At 66.9% G+C, this 16,223-nt stretch carries 20 protein-coding genes; 13 read left to right on the top strand and 7 right to left on the bottom strand.

Going from position 1 to position 16,223, the window contains the following annotated elements; genetic code table 11:
* Positions 1-20 precede the first annotated feature (20 nt).
* A complete protein-coding gene (locus HAPAU_RS01570; protein WP_066378711.1) occupies positions 21-785 on the top strand; it encodes an enoyl-CoA hydratase/isomerase family protein in 765 nt (254 codons plus the stop codon).
* Here HAPAU_RS01570 and HAPAU_RS01565 read toward each other — a convergent pair whose 3' ends face one another.
* Positions 786-2,006 carry an MFS transporter gene (locus HAPAU_RS01565; RefSeq protein WP_368085870.1) on the bottom strand — a complete coding sequence of 407 codons (1,221 nt, stop codon included), beginning with the start codon at positions 2,004-2,006 and terminating at the stop codon, positions 786-788. It lies immediately after the preceding gene.
* Between the two features lie 119 nt (positions 2,007-2,125).
* Between HAPAU_RS01565 and HAPAU_RS01560 the strand changes: the two genes are divergently transcribed.
* From HAPAU_RS01560 to HAPAU_RS01545, 4 genes are all read left to right on the top strand, one after another.
* Positions 2,126-2,383 (top strand): DUF5789 family protein, encoded by a 258-nt coding sequence (locus tag HAPAU_RS01560; protein ID WP_066378704.1) that lies wholly within the window; start codon positions 2,126-2,128, stop codon positions 2,381-2,383.
* A 43-nt stretch (positions 2,384-2,426) separates the two neighbouring features.
* Positions 2,427-2,738 carry a transcription factor S gene (locus tag HAPAU_RS01555; RefSeq protein ID WP_066378702.1) on the top strand — a complete coding sequence of 104 codons (312 nt, stop codon included), beginning with the start codon at positions 2,427-2,429 and terminating at the stop codon, positions 2,736-2,738.
* Positions 2,739-2,777: 39 nt separating this feature from the next.
* Positions 2,778-3,986: a potassium channel family protein gene (locus HAPAU_RS01550; protein ID WP_066378700.1), complete on the top strand. Its 1,209-nt coding sequence runs from the start codon at positions 2,778-2,780 to the stop codon at positions 3,984-3,986.
* Positions 3,987-4,125: 139 nt separating this feature from the next.
* The gene (locus HAPAU_RS01545) at positions 4,126-4,404 is read left to right on the top strand and encodes a HalOD1 output domain-containing protein (RefSeq protein WP_066379380.1); all 279 of its coding nucleotides are present in this window, start codon (positions 4,126-4,128) and stop codon (positions 4,402-4,404) included.
* Positions 4,405-4,477: 73 nt separating this feature from the next.
* Here HAPAU_RS01545 and HAPAU_RS01540 read toward each other — a convergent pair whose 3' ends face one another.
* From HAPAU_RS01540 to HAPAU_RS01530, 3 genes are read right to left on the bottom strand one after another with little or no spacing between them, the layout of a single operon-like run.
* Complete coding sequence (locus tag HAPAU_RS01540; RefSeq protein WP_066378696.1) at positions 4,478-5,191, bottom strand: tRNA (adenine-N1)-methyltransferase; 714 nt, start codon at positions 5,189-5,191, stop codon at positions 4,478-4,480.
* On the bottom strand, positions 5,188-5,580 hold the full coding sequence (locus HAPAU_RS01535) for a nascent polypeptide-associated complex protein (RefSeq protein WP_066378695.1): 393 nt from the start codon (positions 5,578-5,580) through the stop codon (positions 5,188-5,190). The genes HAPAU_RS01540 and HAPAU_RS01535 overlap by 4 nt, the downstream gene beginning before the upstream one ends.
* A 37-nt stretch (positions 5,581-5,617) precedes the next feature.
* Positions 5,618-6,085, bottom strand: a complete 468-nt coding sequence (locus HAPAU_RS01530) for a PUA domain-containing protein (protein ID WP_066378694.1) — start codon at positions 6,083-6,085, stop codon at positions 5,618-5,620.
* A 126-nt stretch (positions 6,086-6,211) separates the two neighbouring features.
* On the opposite strand from HAPAU_RS01530, the gene HAPAU_RS01525 reads away from it, so the two are divergent.
* Positions 6,212-6,394 (top strand): hypothetical protein, encoded by a 183-nt coding sequence (locus HAPAU_RS01525; protein WP_066378692.1) that lies wholly within the window; start codon positions 6,212-6,214, stop codon positions 6,392-6,394.
* 5 nt (positions 6,395-6,399) lie between these two features.
* Here the strand turns inward: HAPAU_RS01525 and HAPAU_RS01520 are convergent, their stop codons facing one another.
* The gene (locus HAPAU_RS01520; protein WP_066378690.1) at positions 6,400-6,897 is read right to left on the bottom strand and encodes a LabA-like NYN domain-containing protein; all 498 of its coding nucleotides are present in this window, start codon (positions 6,895-6,897) and stop codon (positions 6,400-6,402) included.
* Between the two features lie 302 nt (positions 6,898-7,199).
* On the opposite strand from HAPAU_RS01520, the gene dapA reads away from it, so the two are divergent.
* From dapA to HAPAU_RS01490, 6 genes are read left to right on the top strand one after another with little or no spacing between them, the layout of a single operon-like run.
* Positions 7,200-8,111, top strand: a complete 912-nt coding sequence (gene dapA / locus HAPAU_RS01515; RefSeq protein ID WP_066378688.1) for a 4-hydroxy-tetrahydrodipicolinate synthase — start codon at positions 7,200-7,202, stop codon at positions 8,109-8,111.
* On the top strand, positions 8,108-8,869 hold the full coding sequence (dapB, locus tag HAPAU_RS01510; protein WP_066378684.1) for a 4-hydroxy-tetrahydrodipicolinate reductase: 762 nt from the start codon (positions 8,108-8,110) through the stop codon (positions 8,867-8,869). The genes dapA and dapB overlap by 4 nt, the downstream gene beginning before the upstream one ends.
* Entirely contained in the window at positions 8,866-9,699 is an 834-nt protein-coding gene (locus HAPAU_RS01505) for a 2,3,4,5-tetrahydropyridine-2,6-dicarboxylate N-succinyltransferase (RefSeq protein ID WP_066378682.1), read from the top strand. The genes dapB and HAPAU_RS01505 overlap by 4 nt, the downstream gene beginning before the upstream one ends.
* The gene (gene lysA, locus HAPAU_RS01500; protein WP_066378680.1) at positions 9,696-10,931 is read left to right on the top strand and encodes a diaminopimelate decarboxylase; all 1,236 of its coding nucleotides are present in this window, start codon (positions 9,696-9,698) and stop codon (positions 10,929-10,931) included. Before HAPAU_RS01505 ends, lysA begins: the two co-directional genes overlap by 4 nt.
* Positions 10,922-11,740, top strand: a complete 819-nt coding sequence (gene dapF, locus HAPAU_RS01495; RefSeq protein ID WP_066378678.1) for a diaminopimelate epimerase — start codon at positions 10,922-10,924, stop codon at positions 11,738-11,740. The genes lysA and dapF overlap by 10 nt, the downstream gene beginning before the upstream one ends.
* On the top strand, positions 11,737-12,789 hold the full coding sequence (locus tag HAPAU_RS01490; RefSeq protein WP_066378676.1) for a M20 family metallopeptidase: 1,053 nt from the start codon (positions 11,737-11,739) through the stop codon (positions 12,787-12,789). The genes dapF and HAPAU_RS01490 overlap by 4 nt, the downstream gene beginning before the upstream one ends.
* Here HAPAU_RS01490 and HAPAU_RS21490 read toward each other — a convergent pair.
* Positions 12,786-12,953 carry a hypothetical protein gene (locus HAPAU_RS21490; RefSeq protein WP_169802604.1) on the bottom strand — a complete coding sequence of 56 codons (168 nt, stop codon included), beginning with the start codon at positions 12,951-12,953 and terminating at the stop codon, positions 12,786-12,788. The genes HAPAU_RS01490 and HAPAU_RS21490 overlap by 4 nt on opposite strands.
* 129 nt (positions 12,954-13,082) lie before the next feature.
* Positions 13,083-14,477: an adenylosuccinate lyase gene (gene purB / locus HAPAU_RS01485; protein ID WP_066378674.1), complete on the bottom strand. Its 1,395-nt coding sequence runs from the start codon at positions 14,475-14,477 to the stop codon at positions 13,083-13,085.
* 166 nt (positions 14,478-14,643) lie between these two features.
* Between purB and purH the strand changes: the two genes are divergently transcribed.
* Positions 14,644-16,221 carry a bifunctional phosphoribosylaminoimidazolecarboxamide formyltransferase/IMP cyclohydrolase gene (purH, locus tag HAPAU_RS01480; protein ID WP_066378671.1) on the top strand — a complete coding sequence of 526 codons (1,578 nt, stop codon included), beginning with the start codon at positions 14,644-14,646 and terminating at the stop codon, positions 16,219-16,221.
* Positions 16,222-16,223 lie beyond the last annotated feature (2 nt).

Genomic DNA, 16,223 nt, shown 5'->3' with positions numbered 1-16,223 from the left:
CGGGGCCCCTCGTCGGGCCCATGCCAGAGAACGTCACGATCTCCCGCATCGACGGTGTCGCCACCGTCACCATCGACCGGCCCGACAGCCTGAATGCGCTCAACGTCAACACGCTGGAGGCGCTCGACCGGACCCTCGACGAGACCGAAGACGCCCGAGTCGTGGTGCTGACGGGCGCGGGCGAGGACGCGTTCGTCGCCGGCGCCGACATCGGCTACATGAAGGGGCTTTCGGTCGAGGAGGCCATGGAGTACGCCGAACTCGGCCACGAGATCTGTGACCGGCTCGCCGACCACTCCGCACCGGTGATCGCCGCCGTCAACGGGTATGCCTTCGGTGGCGGCTGTGAACTCGCGCTGGCCTGCGACCTGCGGGTCGCGAGCGAGAACGCCGTGCTCGGCCAGACCGAGATCGATCTGGGGATCGTCCCCGGCTGGGGCGGTACCCAACGACTCTCCAGACTCGTCGGCGACGCCGCCGCACGGCGGATGGTCTTCCTGGGCGAACGGCTCGACGCCGAGGCCGCCGCCGAGATCGGGCTGGTCGGCGAGGTCGTTCCGCAGGACGATCTCGATTCCGTGGTCGAAGAGATGGCCCACCAGTTAGCGGAAAAGCCGCGCTTCGCCCTCGCGGCGGCGAAGGAGGCGCTCAATCAGGTCCACGAGGGACCCCAGTCGGCGGGACTCGACTACGAGAAACGCCTCTGGAGCGGCCTGTTCGGAACCGCTGATCAGCGCGAGGGGATGGAGGCGTTCGTCGAGAAGCGCGACCCCGACTTCGAGTAGCTAGTCCTGCGGAGCGGGGTCGGAGCCCGTACTGTGGATCCCGCTCTCGACGGTCTCCTCGACCTGCGTGTAGACCAGACCGAATCCGACGAGCGCGAGCGTCGCTCCGACGGCAAAAGGTACCACGAATCCCAGTCCCACGAGAAAGCCCGCCGAGAGCGGCCCGAGCGCCACTCCGAGGCCGAACGCCATCGTCAGCACCGAGAGCTTGCTTCCCGAGTCCCCGCCGGTCGCGAGATCTCCCGCCAGCGCGAGCGCCGGGGCGAACACCATCGCGCCGGCGACCCCCTGTGTGAGCCGGACAACCAGCATGAGCCACGAGTCGAGCACGATCCCCTGTGCGAGCGTCGAGGGCGCGAGCAGGACGAGTCCGACGAGGATGAACGGCTTTCGACCCCAGCGGTCGCTCGCCCTCCCGATGGGGACCTGCAGGAAGACCTGTGAGATGATAAAGGCCGCAAACTGCACCCCGAACCAGGTCGAGCCCTGATCGAGGCGGGCGTTGATCTCGGGCTGGAGGGTCGCAAAGAGCGCGATCCCGATCGCCATGAACAGCGAGGCCACCCCGAGGGTGAAGATCGGATCGAGCCCGCCGTCGCCGTCGAGGACGTCGATCGAGAGGTCCTCGCCCGCGCGTTCGAGTTCCGCGGGGTCGTGGACGAGAGCCGAGACGAGCGCGAAACTCAGTGCGGCCGCCCCGGCAGCGACGTAGAAGGTAGCCTCAAACCCCGAAAGGCCGAACCCCAGAATCGAGTAGGGACCGGCGTTGACGAGCACGCCGGCGGCGACCGGGCCCGCCCCGAAGCCGACCAGCCGAAAGGTGTTGTAGACGCCCATGTTGCCCCCGCGGGTGCCCGCGCCAGCCAGTTCGTTGACGAGCGCGACCGAGGCGGGGATGATGAAGGCGATCGACATCCCCTGCAGGGCGCGCAACGCGATCAGCGAGAGGTACGACCCCGCGAGCAGGTACAGCAGGTTCGCGGTCGTCAGCCCGCCAAGCCCGATCAGGATGTAGAGCTTCCGTCGGCCCGTTCGATCCGAGACCCGCCCGGTGACGGGCTGGGAGAGGCTGCTGACGAAGCCCACCAGCGAGAGGACGATCCCGATGAGCATCGACTCCGTCAGCCCGAACGTCCGCCCCTCGACGATCCCGCTCGCGATATAGAGGGGCAGGACGATGATGAGAAAGGAGTTGCCGACGCCGTCGGCCATCCGGGCCATGGCGAGCGCGAGGATGCGTCGGTCGGTTTCGAAGAGCGCCACGACGGGTCTACGGAACCGGGGGCTATCAGCCTGCTGTTCGGCGAAGGGCTAAGACCCCAGCTATCGTATGTGGTTTCATGACACGCGAAGTCAAACTCAGCCGGGTCGACGACGAGCTAGAGGAGCTTTCCTATCCGATCTCCCGGGACGACGCCGCGGTCGAATTCGAGGAGGTGACGGTTCTGCTGGCCGACGGCGAGGCGAACCTCGGCGAACTCGTCTCCGAGACCGGCAGCGACTCGTATCGCTCGGTCGACGATCTCAAAACCGAGATCCACAACTCGCTGCCCCGCGAGGCGGTCGGCGAGCCCTACCAGTCCGAAGGGGAGGGATAGCGCGATTCGGGGCGCTTAATTGGCTGGATGCGATAGGCAGGGCATGGAATTTTGCGACGAGTGCGGCTCGATGATGATGGGTGAGGGAGACGTCTGGGTCTGTAAGAGCTGTGGGAACGAACAGCCCAAAGGCGACAGCGCCTCCTACACCACGACCGCCGCTCAGGAGGAAAGCGAGGTCATCGAGTCGGGGGCGGAAAACAGCGGCCTCCCGACCACGAGCGCACAGTGTCCCGAGTGTGGCAACGACCGCGCCTACTGGTACATGCAGCAGATCCGGGCGGCCGACGAGTCCGAAACCCGGTTCTTCGTCTGCACCGAATGCGAGCACAAGTGGCGCGAGGACGACCACTAGCTGCGCAAGGACTTTTTGCGTACCCACGAAACCCTCGCTATGGGACCCCCTCGTGGCGACTCATCGCCGACCACGGTCGAGTACGAGCCGGTGAGCGTCAAGGACCTGCTCGTCGAGATGAAGGACACCTCCGAGCTGCTGATCGACCTCTCGTACTCGGCAGTGCTCCTGAACAACGAGCGCATCGCCGAGGAGGTGCTTCAGCTCGAGGAGCGGATGGACGTCCTCCAGCTCCGCGCCCGGATGAGCCTGCTGATGGCCGCGCGAAACCCCTCGGACGCCGAGGCGCTCGCGCCCGTTCTGGGGATCGTCAGCGGCGCGGAGAAGATCTCCGATGCGACCGGCGACATCGCGAAGGTGGTCCTAGAGGAGGTCGGCCTTCCGAGCGCGATGCGGGCGGCGCTGCCCGAGGCCGTCGAGACCCTCGTCCGGGGACTCGTCTCCGCGGACTCGCCCTATGCCGGGCGCACGCTCCTCGACATCGACCTCGAGTCCGAGACCGGCGTCCGTGTGATCGCGATCCGACGGGGATCGGAGTGGATCCTCAACCCCGGGCCCGACACCGAGATCCGGACCGACGACGTCACCCTACTACGGGGATCCGACGCCGGGATCGAGGAGGTCTACGCGACGCTCTCGGGCGAGCAGTACGCCCCTCCGGCGGTCCCCGACTCCGAGATCGAGGACCTCGATCGAGCGGTCGACTCGATCGTCCTGATGAAGAACCTGAGCGAACTCGCCGTGGATCTGGCGTACGGCTCGATCCTGTTCAACAACGTCGAACTCGCGGAGGAGGTCCACAACCTCGAAGTCGAGGTCGACGCGCTGCGCTCGCGCTTCGAGGCGTGGACGCTGCAGGCGGCGAGCGACGCGCCCGATCCCGTCTCGCTTCGCGGGCTGCTTCACCTCGGGTTCAGCACCGAGGAGATCTCGGATGCGGCCCTCGAGATCAGCGAGGGGGTCCTCCGGGAGATCGAGGTCCACCCCGTGGTCGAACTCGCGGTCCAGGAGAGCGACGAGATCATCGTCCGTGTGACCGTCGAGAGTGCGAGTCGCCTCGAGGACACCTCACTCGTCGACGGTGTTCCCGAATCCGACGTGAGCATGAACGTCCTCGCCGTGCGGCGTCCCGAAGAGGGCTGGATGCTCGTCCCCGACGCCGACACGGAACTGGTAGCCGGCGACGTCCTGATCGCGAAGGGGACCCGAACCTCGGCGGCGGCGTTTCGCGACCTCGCGTCGGCATAAGCTGGGACGACTCACGAGCCCTCTCGGCATCCTCGGCCGTCTACTGCCACGATCCGGGTTAATAGCAATAGTTATTTACCTACAATTAATACTGGATCGATATCGGGACACCCGATTGGACCCGCTCGAGGAAGCCACCGTGAACATCACCTACCCAAGCGAACCCGTCCACCGAACCGAGTACGACGACCGCGAGGACCTCTCGTTCGTCGTGATCGACGCGGTCGCGATCGCTTCCGGGTCCTCCCACGCCGAGATCGGCCCGCTCAACGACGTCCTCGGCCCCGAAGCGCTCTGTGACCTGTTCGCTCCGCGGACCAACGGACAGGGTCGCTCCGGCGGCGTCATCTCGTTTCATCTCGACGGCTATCGGGTCGTGATCGATGCCGCCACACGGGAAGTCCGGGTCTACGAGTAGCCGACCGGACCTCCGGTTCGGTACCGGGGCGGAGATCGGTTTCGATGGATCCGATGTTCGGCCGAGACGACGACTAGTTCCGCGCGAACACCAGATAGCCCGAGTGACCGACCGGTCCCGTACTGGGACGCGTTCCCCTCTCGTCGACGTCGAGTTCGCGCTGGATCGTCTCGACCGCCCGCACGTCCGAGAGCCCCTCGCGGGCGACGTCGACGACCTCCCGCGTCGCCTCGACGAACGGCGAGTAGACCGCGAGAAAGCCCCCCGGAACGAGGAGTTCGTCGGCCCGCGCGACCACGTCGGGGGCGTCCTCGGTGTCCAGCGTGAGGACGTCGAACCCCGAGAGCTCTCCCACGTCGTCGGTCAGGTCGCCCGTTCGAACCGTCACGTTTTCCGCGACGCCACCGAGTGCGACGTTCTTCCGAGCGATCTCGGCGAACTCCGGGTTTCGCTCGTAGGTCACCACCTCCGCGCCGACCCGTCCCATGTAGGCGGCGAGCACGCCCGTACCGGTACCGGCGTCGAGCACGCGATCCCCGCCTGCGATCCCGGTTTCCCCGATCACGAGGCCGATATCGCGAGGGAGCATCGGCGCGCCGGTGCGCTCGAAGTGATTGAACAGGTCGGGCCCGCGGAGCCGCCGGACGCGGAACTCCTCGCCGAGATGCGTTTCGAGAACGTCTCCCGGCCCCGCGTCCGCGGGGATCTCGACGACGCCGAGGTCGGTCTGGAGCTCCTCGCCGGGTTCACGGAGGTACTCTCGGTCGCCGTGGGTGAGTAGGATCACTTGGGCTCTGCTTCGAGCTTCTCGACCGCCGTCGCTAGGTCGCCGTCCGCCTCTTCGAGCGCTTCGCGCGCGTCGTCCTCGCTCGCGCCGGTCCGCATCGCGACGATCTCGATGTCGTCTGCGGGGATGTCCGCGTCCTCGATCGCGGTGTCCTCGCCCGCGTCCGATCCCGACCCTGCCTCGCGGGTCTCGGGTTCGCCGACGATCTGGTAGGTCTGCTGGCCCTGGGCGTTGATCACCGTGACGTCGGCGTCCGAGAAGACCAGTTCTTTTTCGGGGGTTCGGATGACGATCTCCGTGGCATCGAGTTCCTCCGTGTCGATTCCCATCTGTTTCATCATCTGTTCCATCTTGCGCGGGTCGAGCCCGCCGCCGCCTCCTCCAAACATACGCGCCGAGAGGTGGCGTGGGGCCAAAAGGATGGCGTTACTCGCCGTCGGCGCCCTCCCGGACCTTCACCGCCATGCCCGTCTCGAACCCGCACATGGCGCTCGCCGACAGCTCCGCGCGCCCGACCGCGAGTAACTCGCCCGATTCGTGGACGACACACACCTCGTCGCCCGGCCGGATCTCCGGGCCGGCCTCCGAAACGAACTTCGCGAAGACGTTCTTCCCGTCGCGCACGAACGGTTCGCTGTCGTCGCCGACGACCACCCGGCCCGCGGGTGCGTCGAGCGCCGAAAGCAGCCGTCTCCCGCCCGCGATTCCCAGCGTGAACCGACCGTCCGCACCCAAGGAAACGAGTCGGCCCTCGGGGGCGTGGACCTGTCGTGGACGGCCCGATTTCGAGCGTTCGATACGAAGCTCGCCCGTAAACAGCCTCCCGCCCACGTCACGACCGAACTGGTAGTCGGCGATCCGCACCAGTCGCGGCCGTTCGTCTCCGTCGCTCATCCCCCGGTCGGTGGCGGTCGGCGTACAAGAGACCACCGTTTCGTCTGTGTGTCACTCGATACCGTGGTGTTCGATAGCCGGCGTGTTTGGTGAGAATTATATAGCGGCCGTTCCTATCGGTGACCAATGGCTTCGGATCAGATCAAGACCGCCGCAGGTGCGGCCCTCCTCGTCCTGAGTGGCGCGCTCCTGTTCGCTACCGGCATGCTCAGCCTCTCGGTTCCGATCGTACTCGCGGCGCTGGCCACGACCGGGCTGGCCGTTGGATCGCTTCTCATCGGGACGACCGGCGAGGGACGGGCGGTTTAGGGCGGCTACAACAGGAACGTCTCCTCGCGCTCGGTCAGATCGACGAACGAATCGGTCGCCTCGACCAGTTCGTCGGCCGTCGAGGGACCCAGCGCCATCACCTCGATGCGCACGCCCTGATGGCGCAGGTGCGAACACAGCCGGGAGAAGTCGCCGTCGCCGGTACAGAGGACGACGGTATCGACGTGGGAGGCCAGCGTCACGGCGTCGAGGCTCATCCCGACGTCCCAGTCGGCCTTCTTCGATCCGTCGCCGAAGGTTTTGATGTCCTTTATCTTCGTCTCGAAGCCGATGTCGATCAACGCCTCGAAGAAGCTCTCCTCCTCGGGGGAATCGGCACGGATCACGTAGGCGATCGCGCGGACGAGTTCGCGGCCCCCGACCGCCTCCTCGAGGAGCGCGGAGTAGTCGATGTTTCGGGAGTAGAGGCTGTGTGCGGAGTGATAGAGGTTCTGCGAGTCGGCCAGTACGGCGACACGCTGGTTCGGATGGACGACCGTCATACCGGACTCTCTCGGGGCAGGCGATAAAACGCTTCGTTTAGTTCATCAGACTTCTATGTGGACCGAATTCGTCGGGGTGGCAACGCTCGCTCGGGTCGCAAGGGCTAAGTGGTCCGCCGGCAGGTATGGGAGTATGACGCGACCGACACGCACGGGTTCGGAGGCCGACAGCGTGTCGCCCAGCGCTCTTTTCAAAAAACGCGTGTGAGGTGGGCTTCCGGCGGGGGTAGCGACCCCGTCCGTGGCCCGATCCGTGAACCGCACGCAAACCACCTCACCGAACCATCGAAACCACCGAACCAATGACAGCACACGAACCCTACAGCGGCGTCTTCCCGGCGATGGTGACGCCCTTCGGCGACGACGGCAGCATCGACTTCGAATCACTCAGTGCCGACGCCCAGCGCCTCGAACGCGCGGGCGTCGACGGCCTCGTTCCGGTCGGCTCCACAGGTGAAAGCGCGACGCTTTCCCACGACGAACACGTTGAGGTCGTCGAGTGCGTCTCGGCGGCCGTCGAAAACGTCCCCGTGATCGCGGGAAGCGGGAGCAACAACACAGCGGAAGCGCTCGAACTCTCGGAGCGCTCGGCGGAGGCGGGTGCCGACGGCCTGCTCCTGATCTCGCCGTACTACAACCGTCCCGAACCGGCGGGGATGGAACAGCATTACAGAACGATCGCCGACGCGGTCGATCTCCCTCAGATAATCTACAACGTTCCCGGTCGCACGGGACGAAACATCGCGGTCGAGACCGCCGTCTCGCTCGCAGACCACGAGAATATCGTCGGCTACAAGGCCGCAAGCGGCGACCTCGGACGGATCAGCGAGGTCGTCGAGCGGACCCGCGAGGCCGATTTCAGTGTCCTCTCGGGCGACGACGCGATGACGCTTCCGACCCTTTCGGTGGGCGGGACCGGCACCATCAGCGTCGTCGCGAACGTCGAACCGGAACGCACCTGTGCGATGGTCGGAGCAGCACTCGCGGGAGATTACGAGCGGGCCCGGTCGCTGCACCACGAGCTCGGCGGGCTGATGCGGACGCTGTTCGAGGAGTCCAACCCCATTCCAGTGAAGGAAGCGATGGCCATGCGCGGGCACTGCGAACCGCACCTGCGCTCGCCGCTCTCGCGGGCTTCCGAGGGGGTTCGCGGGGAACTGGAGGACCTGTTGAGCGATCTCGAACCGACCCCCGAGCTCGAACTCGAAGCATGAAGGTCGCCGTGACCGGCGCGACGGGCCGGATGGGCCGGGAAGTGATCGACGCCGCCCGCGAGGCGGGCCACGAGGTCATCGGGGTGAGCCACAGCTCGACCGGCGAGTACGCCGGCGTGGCGATCGAGCCCGCCGAGGAGTTCGCGACGCTGCTCGAGGAGCGAGAGCCCGACGCGACCATCGACTTCACGCTACCCGACCCGAGCGTTTCGTACGTAACCGACTGTGCAGCAGCCGGCGTCCCGGCAGTCGTCGGCACGACCGGCTTCTCCGAAGAGCACTACGAGGAGCTGTGCGAGGCCAGCAAGGCGATTCCCGTCTTGCAGGCGGCGAACTTCGCCCGCGGGGTCCAGGGGCTCTTGAGCGCCGTCCGCGAGGCCGTCGCCGCGCTACCCGAGTACGACGTCGAACTCACAGAGACCCACCACAACGGCAAGCGCGACGCCCCCAGCGGGACCGCGAACAGGGTGCTCGACACGATCGACGAGACCCGGGGCGAATCCCCCCGGGTCCACGGTCGCGAGGGCGACGCTCCCCGTGAGGAGGGCGAGATCGGCGTCCACGCCCGGCGCGCGGGCGACATCAGCGGGGAGCACGAGGTGTTGCTCGCGGGCAACCACGAGGAGCTTCGGCTCACCCACCGGGCGGGCAGTCGTGGGGTGTTCGCGGCGGGGGCACTCGATGCGGCCGAGTGGCTCGCGGGACGTTCGCCGGGATGGTACGACTTTTCAGACACCCTGCCCGATAGTCAGTCATGACTCTCGAAACCGAGATTACGGCCCTGTGGGAACAGTATCGGCGGGACGACGTCAGTTCAGAGACGGCGACGACCGACCACCTCGACACGCTCGACGCCTTCCTCGCGGCGCTCGAAGCCGGCGAAGTCCGGGCCGCAGAAAAGCGTGCGGGCGAGTGGGAGGCCAACGAGTGGGTCAAGCGCGGTATTCTGCTCAACTTCGGGCTGCGCGAGACCCATCCACGAACCTACGGCGACGTGACCTACCACGACGTCCTGCCGCTGCGCGACACCGCGGACCTGGGCGAGCGGGGTACCCGGAACACGCCCGACGGCACCGTGATCCGGCGCGGCGCCTACGTGGGCAGCGACGCGATCCTGATGAGTCCGGCGTTCGTCAACGTCGGCGCTTTCGTAGGAAACGGCACGCTTATCGACTCCTGTGATACGGTCGGCTCGTGCGCCCAGATCGGCGATAATGTGAAACTCGGTGCGAACACGCTCATCGGTGGCGTCCTCGAACCCGTCGAGAGCGCCCCTGTGGTGGTCGAGGACGGCGTTTCCCTCGGTGCCGGCTGTCGCGTGACCTCGGGATTCGTCGTTGGCAAGGACTCCATCGTCGGCGAGAACACCCTTCTTACGCCCCGGATCCCGGTCTACGATCTGGTCGAGGAGGAGGTCCTCTACGGCGAACTCCCACCCGAACGACGGGCCTTTACCCGCTACGTCGAGTCCTCGCTGGGCGATCACGACCTCTTCGAGGGCGGGGCGTACAAGCCCGCCGTCGTGGCGCTTGATGTCGAGGATGAAACCCTCGACGCGACCCGTCGGGAGGAGGCCCTGCGGGAATGAGTTCCCCAGTACGGCGGCTCGCCGAGTGGGACGCCGCCCGTCTGGAAGGGCTGGCGGATACCCATGAAACACCGCTGTACGTTCAGGACCTCGAACGGGTCCGCGAGAACTACGCCCGGATGGCCGACGCCTTTCCCGAGGGACGGGTCATGTACGCGGCGAAGGCAAACACCGCCTCGGCGGTGCTGGGGACGCTCGTCGAAGCCGGCGCGGGAATCGAGTGTGCCTCCGCGGGCGAGGTCGAGCGCGCGCTCTCGGCGGGGACTCCCCCCGAACGCGTACAGTACACCGCGGTCAATCCGCCCGAAGAAGACCTCGATTACGCCGTCTCGACCGCCCGCGAACACCCCGAGCTGACGGTCACTGCGGGGGCCAAGGATACGATCGACCGGCTCGCAGAGCGGGGCTTTTCGGGCCGGCTCTGTCTTCGGGTCAATCCCGGCGTCGGTGCGGGCCACCACGAGAAGGTCTCGACTGGGGCGAACGCGAAGTTCGGCGTCCCCATCGAGCGCGCGCCCGATCTCCTCGCCGAGGCCGACGAACGGGGCTTCGACGTCGTCGGGATCCACGCCCACGCCGGCAGCGGGATCAGCGGCGAGGACCTCGCGGCCCACCGCGAACTCGTCTCGCGGATGGGCGAGTTAGCTCGAAGAACCGATCTCGGCCTGGAGTTCGTCGATATCGGCGGCGGGTTCGGGGTGCCCTACCGCGAGGCTGAGGACCCCCTCGATCTGGCGGCGGTGGCCGACGCGACCCGCGAGGCACTCGGCGAGGTCGACGCGACGCTCGTCGTCGAGCCCGGCCGCTACCTCGTCGCGGATGCCGGCGTCCTGCTCACCCGGGTGAACACGGTCAAACCCGCCGGCGATGAACTGGTCGTCGGCGTCGATGCCGGGATGACGACGCTGGCCCGGCCGGCGATGTACGACGCCCATCACGCGATCCGCTCGCTCGCCGGCACGGGAGATTGCGAGACCGTCGAGGCGACCGTGACCGGTCCGATCTGCGAGAGCGGGGACGTCTTCGGGAGCTACGAGTTACCCGACCCCGCCCGCGGCGACCTGCTCGCGATCGGCAACGCGGGAGCATATGGGTACGAAATGGCGAGCCAGTACAACAGCCGCCCGCGCCCCGCTACGGCAGTGATAGAGGACGACAAGAGCGCGGTGGATCGGCGCCGCGAGACCGTCGCGGACGTGACGCGGCTCGAACGGGAGGTCCCATGGCTGTAGCATTCGAGAAGTACCACGGGACGGGCAACGACTTCCTCGTCTGCGAGGTGAGCGAGCCCGTCGACGACTGGGGCGCGTTCGCGATCACTCACTGCGACCGCGAGACGGGCGTCGAGGTCGACGGCCGTCGGGGAGCCGACGGCGTGCTCGTTCTCTCGATCGAGGGCGGGGATCGCGTGCGAATGCGGCTGTACCAGCCCGACGGCGGCACCGCGGCGATGTGTGGCAACGGCGCACGATGTGCGGCCCAATGGGCTGCGAGGCGGCTCGAAACCGACGAGTTCGCTATCGACACGCCCGCTGGCGAACGGTACGCCCGCGTGGGCGAGGAGGTCATCGAGATCGAGATGGGCGTGCCCTCGTTCGCTCCGTCCGAAATTCCGCTTGCGCGCGAGGAGTCGCTGATCCGCGAGGAAGTCGAGGGATGGGAGGTCACGGCGGTCAATACAGGGGTTCCCCACGCCGTCGTTTTCGTCGACGACGTTTCGACTGTTGATCTCGCGTCGATGGCCCCGCCCGTTCGCCACGCCGAGGTCTTTCCGGAGGGCGCGAACGTGAACCTCGCCAGTCGGAGCGAGCGGGGGTTCGATCAGCGCACGTTCGAGCGCGGTGTCGAGGGCGAGACCCGCTCGTGTGGCACCGGTGCGGTCGCCATCGCGGTGGTCGCGAAGCGACTGGGGCTCGTCGAGGACGAGCGTGTGTCCGTCTCGCCGCCCGGCGGTGAACTGCTCGTGGAAGTGCCCGAGAACGGACCCGCAGTCCTCTCCGGTCCCGTCGCGTTCGAGGGACGGGGCGAGGTGGCCCCGTGAGTTTCGACCCGATCGAGTTCCTCGAACGAGCGGTAGAAATCCCTTCGAACGAGGGCGTCGAGGAGATGCGCGACCTGTTGTGCGAAACCCTCGCGGAGCACGGCGTCGAACCGCGCGTCGACGGGGCCGGGAACGTGATCGCCTCGCGCGGCGAGGGTTCTCCCCACACCCTGTTGAACACGCACATCGACACCGTCTCGCCACACGTCCCCTTCGAGAGCGACGGCGACGTGATCCGCGGGCGGGGGTCCTGTGACGCGAAGGGACCGCTCGCGGCGATGCTCGCGGCCTTCCTCGATTGTGACCCCGACGGGACGCTCACGCTCGCGGTCACGCCCGACGAGGAAACCCTCTCGACGGGCGCACACGCCCTCGCGCTCGATTTCGATCGGTGTATCGTCGGCGAACCCACCGACACCGACATCTGTACCGCCGCGAAGGGCCGGTTTCAGGGAACGCTCACCGTCCGTGGCGAGAACGCCCACGCCGCCGAACCCGAGACGGGCCACAACGCCGTCTCCGACGCGGGCCGGGTTCTCCTCGCCCTCGAAGAGTTCGACGCGGACGCCGAGCCCCATCCCGACCTCGGTGGTCCGACGCTCACCCCGACGATGATCGAGGGCGGGTCGGCGACCAACCAGGTGCCGAGCGAGTGTCGGATCACGCTGGACCGTCGAAGCGTCCCGCCCGAAACGACCGAGGCGTTCGCCGAGACGCTGGTCGCCCACCTCGAATCGCGGGTGCCCGAGATCGAGGCCGACTTTCGCTTTACCGAGCGCGAGACGCCCTTTCTGGAGGCGTTCGAAACCGACCCGAACGCCGCAGTCGTCGAGGCGCTGCGGGCGGCGGGTGCGGGCAAAGTCCGCCCCTTTACCGCCGCGACGGAGGCCTCCTACTTCGCGAACGAGGCCCCCACGGTGGTCTTCGGACCCGGCGTCCTCGCCGACGAGAGGGGAGCGGTCGCCCACGGCGAGCGCGAGTACGTCCGGGTAACGGACGTTCGTCGAGCGGCCCGAATCCTAACCGAGGCGCTCTCCCGACCGACCTAGACCGGACGACGCTCGCGGGCGACCCCGATCAGTAGCGTACCGACCGCGAGCATGATAATCGCGATCGAGGCCCCCGGAAGGTTCGGAACGAGCGCGACTCCGGGTAGGAGGCCGACCAACAACAGCACCGCGAGGACGACCAGTGCACCCCCTGCCCGTTGCATGGTTCACGTTTCCATACCTCATCCATAGTCGTTGACAGCTATATACCCTCTCCCGATTCGAGCCCTGTCGGATCGCCTCCCGTGGCGGTGAGGTCGGGACGGCGTTCGGACCTCTAGGGATGGAGGCCGCTACTCGTCGAGTTCGCCGACCAGTTCCTCCGCCAGCCCGGTGTAGCCCGCGGGCGTCAGTTCCATCAGTTCCTCACGAATGCGCTCGTCGACGTCGAGGTCCTCAAAGAGCGCCTTGAAGTCGTCGAGGGAAGTGCGCTGACCCCGTGTCAACGCCTTCACTCGCTCGTAGGCGTCGGTGTGGCCCTCCCGTCTGAGGATCGTTTGCACTGCTTCGCCGATCACTTCGGGGTTCTCCTCCAGCTCCTCGCGCATGACCGCCTCGTTGGGCGTCACCTTCGAGAGCCCGGTCTCGCATTTCCTGTAGCCGATCAGACAGTGGGAAATCGCCGCGCCGATGTTTCGCTTCACCGTCGAATCCGAGAGGTCCCGCTGGAGCCGGGAGGTGGTAACGTAGTCGGCGAGAAACGTCAGGTCGGAGTTGGCCTTCGAGAGGTTCCCTTCGCTGTTCTCGAAGTCGATCGGGTTGACCTTGTGGGGCATCGTCGAGGAGCCCGTCTCGCCCTCGACCGTTCGCTGGCCGAGATACCCGTCCGAGACGTAGAGCCAGACGTCCCGGTCGAGGTCGAGCAGGACGTCGTTCGCGCCCCGCAGGGCGTCGAAGAGTTCAGCGAGGTCGTCACACGGGTTGACCTGCGTGATGAGGGGAACGTGTTCGAGACCGAGTCCCTCGACGAACTCCTGCGAGAACGCTCGCCAGTCGACCTCCGGATACGCAACGGTGTGTGCGGCGTAGGTGCCCGAGGCCCCCGCCAGTTTACCCGAAAGCTCGTCAGCGGCGCCCTCGATCCGGCTCAGCGCCTTCGCGAGTCGCGCGGCGTAGACGGCCATCTCCTTGCCGAACGTGGTGGGCGTCGCGGGCTGGCCGTGGGTCCGCGCGAGCATCGGGACCGCGCGGTTCTCGCGTGCGAGGTCGGCGAGCGCATCGCGCACGTCTCGGAGCGCGGGGGTGAGCACCTCCTCGACGGCAGGTTTCAACAGCAGCCGGTGGGCGAGGTTGTTCACGTCCTCGCTCGTGAGCCCGAAGTGGATCCACTGCTCGCCGACACCCTCGGGCAGGCGCTCGCGCACGAAGTACTCGATCGCCTTCACGTCGTGGTTGGTCGCGCTGTACTCGCCGTAGCCCTCCGTCTCGATGCGTTTGATCAGCCGGGCGTCTTCCCGATTGAACCCCTCGTAGCTCTCCCGCAGCGTCGCCCGCTTCTCGTCGTCGATCTCCAGTGGCGTAGCGTCGAGATCCGACAGCGCGATGAGGTACTCGACTTCGACGCGCACACGGGCTCGCATGAGCGCGGCCTCACTGGCGTAGGGCGAAATCGGTGCGGTCCGCCACGCGTACCGCCCGTCGAGCGGCGAGACTGCGTACAGCGGGTCCGAACGCTGGTCCTCGTTCATACGCCGGGATACCGACGCCCGCCGCAAAACCGTATCGGTGTCGAACCACTCTCGTGCATAGAATACGGTATCTAACCCCGTCTCTTCGGTAAAGTTATACACGAAACTGGATAGTTTGTCCGTGGAGACCGCAACGACTTTTGAACTCGCGGTCGCTTCTGGAGGTATGACACAGGTCGCGGGGCTGGCGAGCAATCGCGGGAGAAACCTCATGCACATCGCGGACGGCGCACCCGGCGGGGCCGAACTCGAAGTGGTCCTGTCGAACCACGCCGACGCGCCCGTGCTGGACAAGGCCGAGGACCGAGGGATCCCCACCGAGGTCGTCGAACGCGACGAGGACGAATCCCGCGAGTCCCACGAGCGCCGGATCCTCGATGCGCTCTCGGAGTACGACCTCGATCTGGTCTGTTTGGACGGCTACATGCGCGTGCTGACGCGGGAGTTCCTCGAGGGCGCGCCGCTGACGCTGAACGTCCACCCCGCGCTCTTGCCCTCGTTCCCGGGGATGAACGCCCACGAGGCGGTTCTGGAGGCGGGCGTGCGGGTCACGGGCTGTACGGTGCATATCGTCACCGAGGACGTGGACGCGGGACCCATCGTCACCCAGGAGGCGGTGCCGGTCTACGAGGGCGACGACGAGGCGAGTCTCAAGGAACGCGTGCTCTACGACGCCGAGTTCCGCGCCTACCCCCGCGCGGTGCGCTGGGTCGCCGAGGGAACGGTCGAAGTAGAGGACGGCGAGGTTCACGTCGAGAGCGACGAGGACAAGGAGTTCCCCGCCCGCCGGATCACGAGCGAGGACCGCGGAAACGAACTCCGATACGGCGAGAACCCCCATCAGGCCGCCGCGCTCTATCGCGATGAAACCGAAGAGCGCGCGACGGTGGTCCACGCAGAACAACTGAACGAGGGCGCGAAGGCGCTCTCGTACAACAACTACAACGACGCCGACGCCGCCCTCGGCCTCATCAAGGAGTTCGAGGAGCCCGCTGCGGCGGTGATCAAACACACGAACCCCGCCGGATGCGCCACGGCCGACTCCGTGAGCGAGGCCTACGACAGCGCGCTCTCGACGGACCCGATGAGCGCGTTCGGGGGGATCGTCGCGCTGAACCGCACGTGTGACGAGCGCACGGCGGAGGCGATCGTCGACTCGTTCAAGGAGGTCGTCGTCGCGCCCGACTACAGCGAGGACGCGCTCGCGGTCCTCCGCGGGAAGGAGAACCTCCGGGTGCTCGACGTGGGTCCGTTCGGCGATCTGGAACCCGCCCTGCGGGAGAAGAAACTCGAAGGCGGGCGGCTGGTCCAAGAGGCCGACGACCAGCACCTCGCGCGTGAGGACCTGGAGGTCGTCACCGAGCGCGAGCCGAGTAGTGACGAATTCGAGTCGTTGCTCTTTGCGTGGCACACCATCAAACACGTCAAGTCGAACGCGATCCTGTTCGTGAAGGATACTGAAACGGTCGGCGTCGGGATGGGGCAGGTCAGCCGGGTCGATGCCGTTCGGCTGGCGGCGATGAAAGCGGAGGAACACGCCGAGGGCAAGGACAGCGAGGGCGCGGTCATGGCCTCTGACGCGTTCTTCCCGTTCCCCGACGGTATCGAGGAGGCCAACGAGGCCGGCATCGAGGCGGTGATTCAACCGGGTGGCTCCGTGAACGACGAGGACGTGATCGACGCCGCGAACGAACACGACATGGCGATGGTCTTCACCGGTTCTCGGGCGTTCCGCCACGACTGATT

The sequence above is a fragment of the Halalkalicoccus paucihalophilus genome (assembly GCF_001593955.1).
In the GTDB taxonomy this organism is placed as follows: domain Archaea; phylum Halobacteriota; class Halobacteria; order Halobacteriales; family Halalkalicoccaceae; genus Halalkalicoccus; species Halalkalicoccus paucihalophilus.
The sequence above is the reverse complement of the archived record's forward strand: the minus strand, read 5'-3'. Positions and strand labels throughout refer to the sequence as shown.

Excerpts from the sequence above, each read along its gene's own strand:
- HAPAU_RS01565 (WP_368085870.1), bottom strand. The coding sequence starts at position 2,006 with ATGGCCCGGATGGCCGACGGCGTCGGCAACTCCTTTCTCATCATCGTC.
- purB (WP_066378674.1), bottom strand. The coding sequence starts at position 14,477 with ATGAACGAGGACCAGCGTTCGGACCCGCTGTACGCAGTCTCGCCGCTC.
- dapF (WP_066378678.1), top strand. The coding sequence starts at position 10,922 with ATGGCTGTAGCATTCGAGAAGTACCACGGGACGGGCAACGACTTCCTC.
- HAPAU_RS01535 (WP_066378695.1), bottom strand. The coding sequence starts at position 5,580 with ATGTTTGGAGGAGGCGGCGGCGGGCTCGACCCGCGCAAGATGGAACAG.
- purH (WP_066378671.1), top strand. The coding sequence starts at position 14,644 with ATGACACAGGTCGCGGGGCTGGCGAGCAATCGCGGGAGAAACCTCATG.
- dapB (WP_066378684.1), top strand. The coding sequence starts at position 8,108 with ATGAAGGTCGCCGTGACCGGCGCGACGGGCCGGATGGGCCGGGAAGTG.
- HAPAU_RS01550 (WP_066378700.1), top strand. The coding sequence starts at position 2,778 with ATGGGACCCCCTCGTGGCGACTCATCGCCGACCACGGTCGAGTACGAG.
- HAPAU_RS01560 (WP_066378704.1), top strand. The coding sequence starts at position 2,126 with ATGACACGCGAAGTCAAACTCAGCCGGGTCGACGACGAGCTAGAGGAG.
- HAPAU_RS01530 (WP_066378694.1), bottom strand. The coding sequence starts at position 6,085 with ATGAGCGACGGAGACGAACGGCCGCGACTGGTGCGGATCGCCGACTAC.
- HAPAU_RS01525 (WP_066378692.1), top strand. The coding sequence starts at position 6,212 with ATGGCTTCGGATCAGATCAAGACCGCCGCAGGTGCGGCCCTCCTCGTC.
- lysA (WP_066378680.1), top strand. The coding sequence starts at position 9,696 with ATGAGTTCCCCAGTACGGCGGCTCGCCGAGTGGGACGCCGCCCGTCTG.
- HAPAU_RS01570 (WP_066378711.1), top strand. The coding sequence starts at position 21 with ATGCCAGAGAACGTCACGATCTCCCGCATCGACGGTGTCGCCACCGTC.
- dapA (WP_066378688.1), top strand. The coding sequence starts at position 7,200 with ATGACAGCACACGAACCCTACAGCGGCGTCTTCCCGGCGATGGTGACG.
- HAPAU_RS01555 (WP_066378702.1), top strand. The coding sequence starts at position 2,427 with ATGGAATTTTGCGACGAGTGCGGCTCGATGATGATGGGTGAGGGAGAC.
- HAPAU_RS21490 (WP_169802604.1), bottom strand. The coding sequence starts at position 12,953 with ATGCAACGGGCAGGGGGTGCACTGGTCGTCCTCGCGGTGCTGTTGTTG.
- HAPAU_RS01505 (WP_066378682.1), top strand. The coding sequence starts at position 8,866 with ATGACTCTCGAAACCGAGATTACGGCCCTGTGGGAACAGTATCGGCGG.
- HAPAU_RS01520 (WP_066378690.1), bottom strand. The coding sequence starts at position 6,897 with ATGACGGTCGTCCATCCGAACCAGCGTGTCGCCGTACTGGCCGACTCG.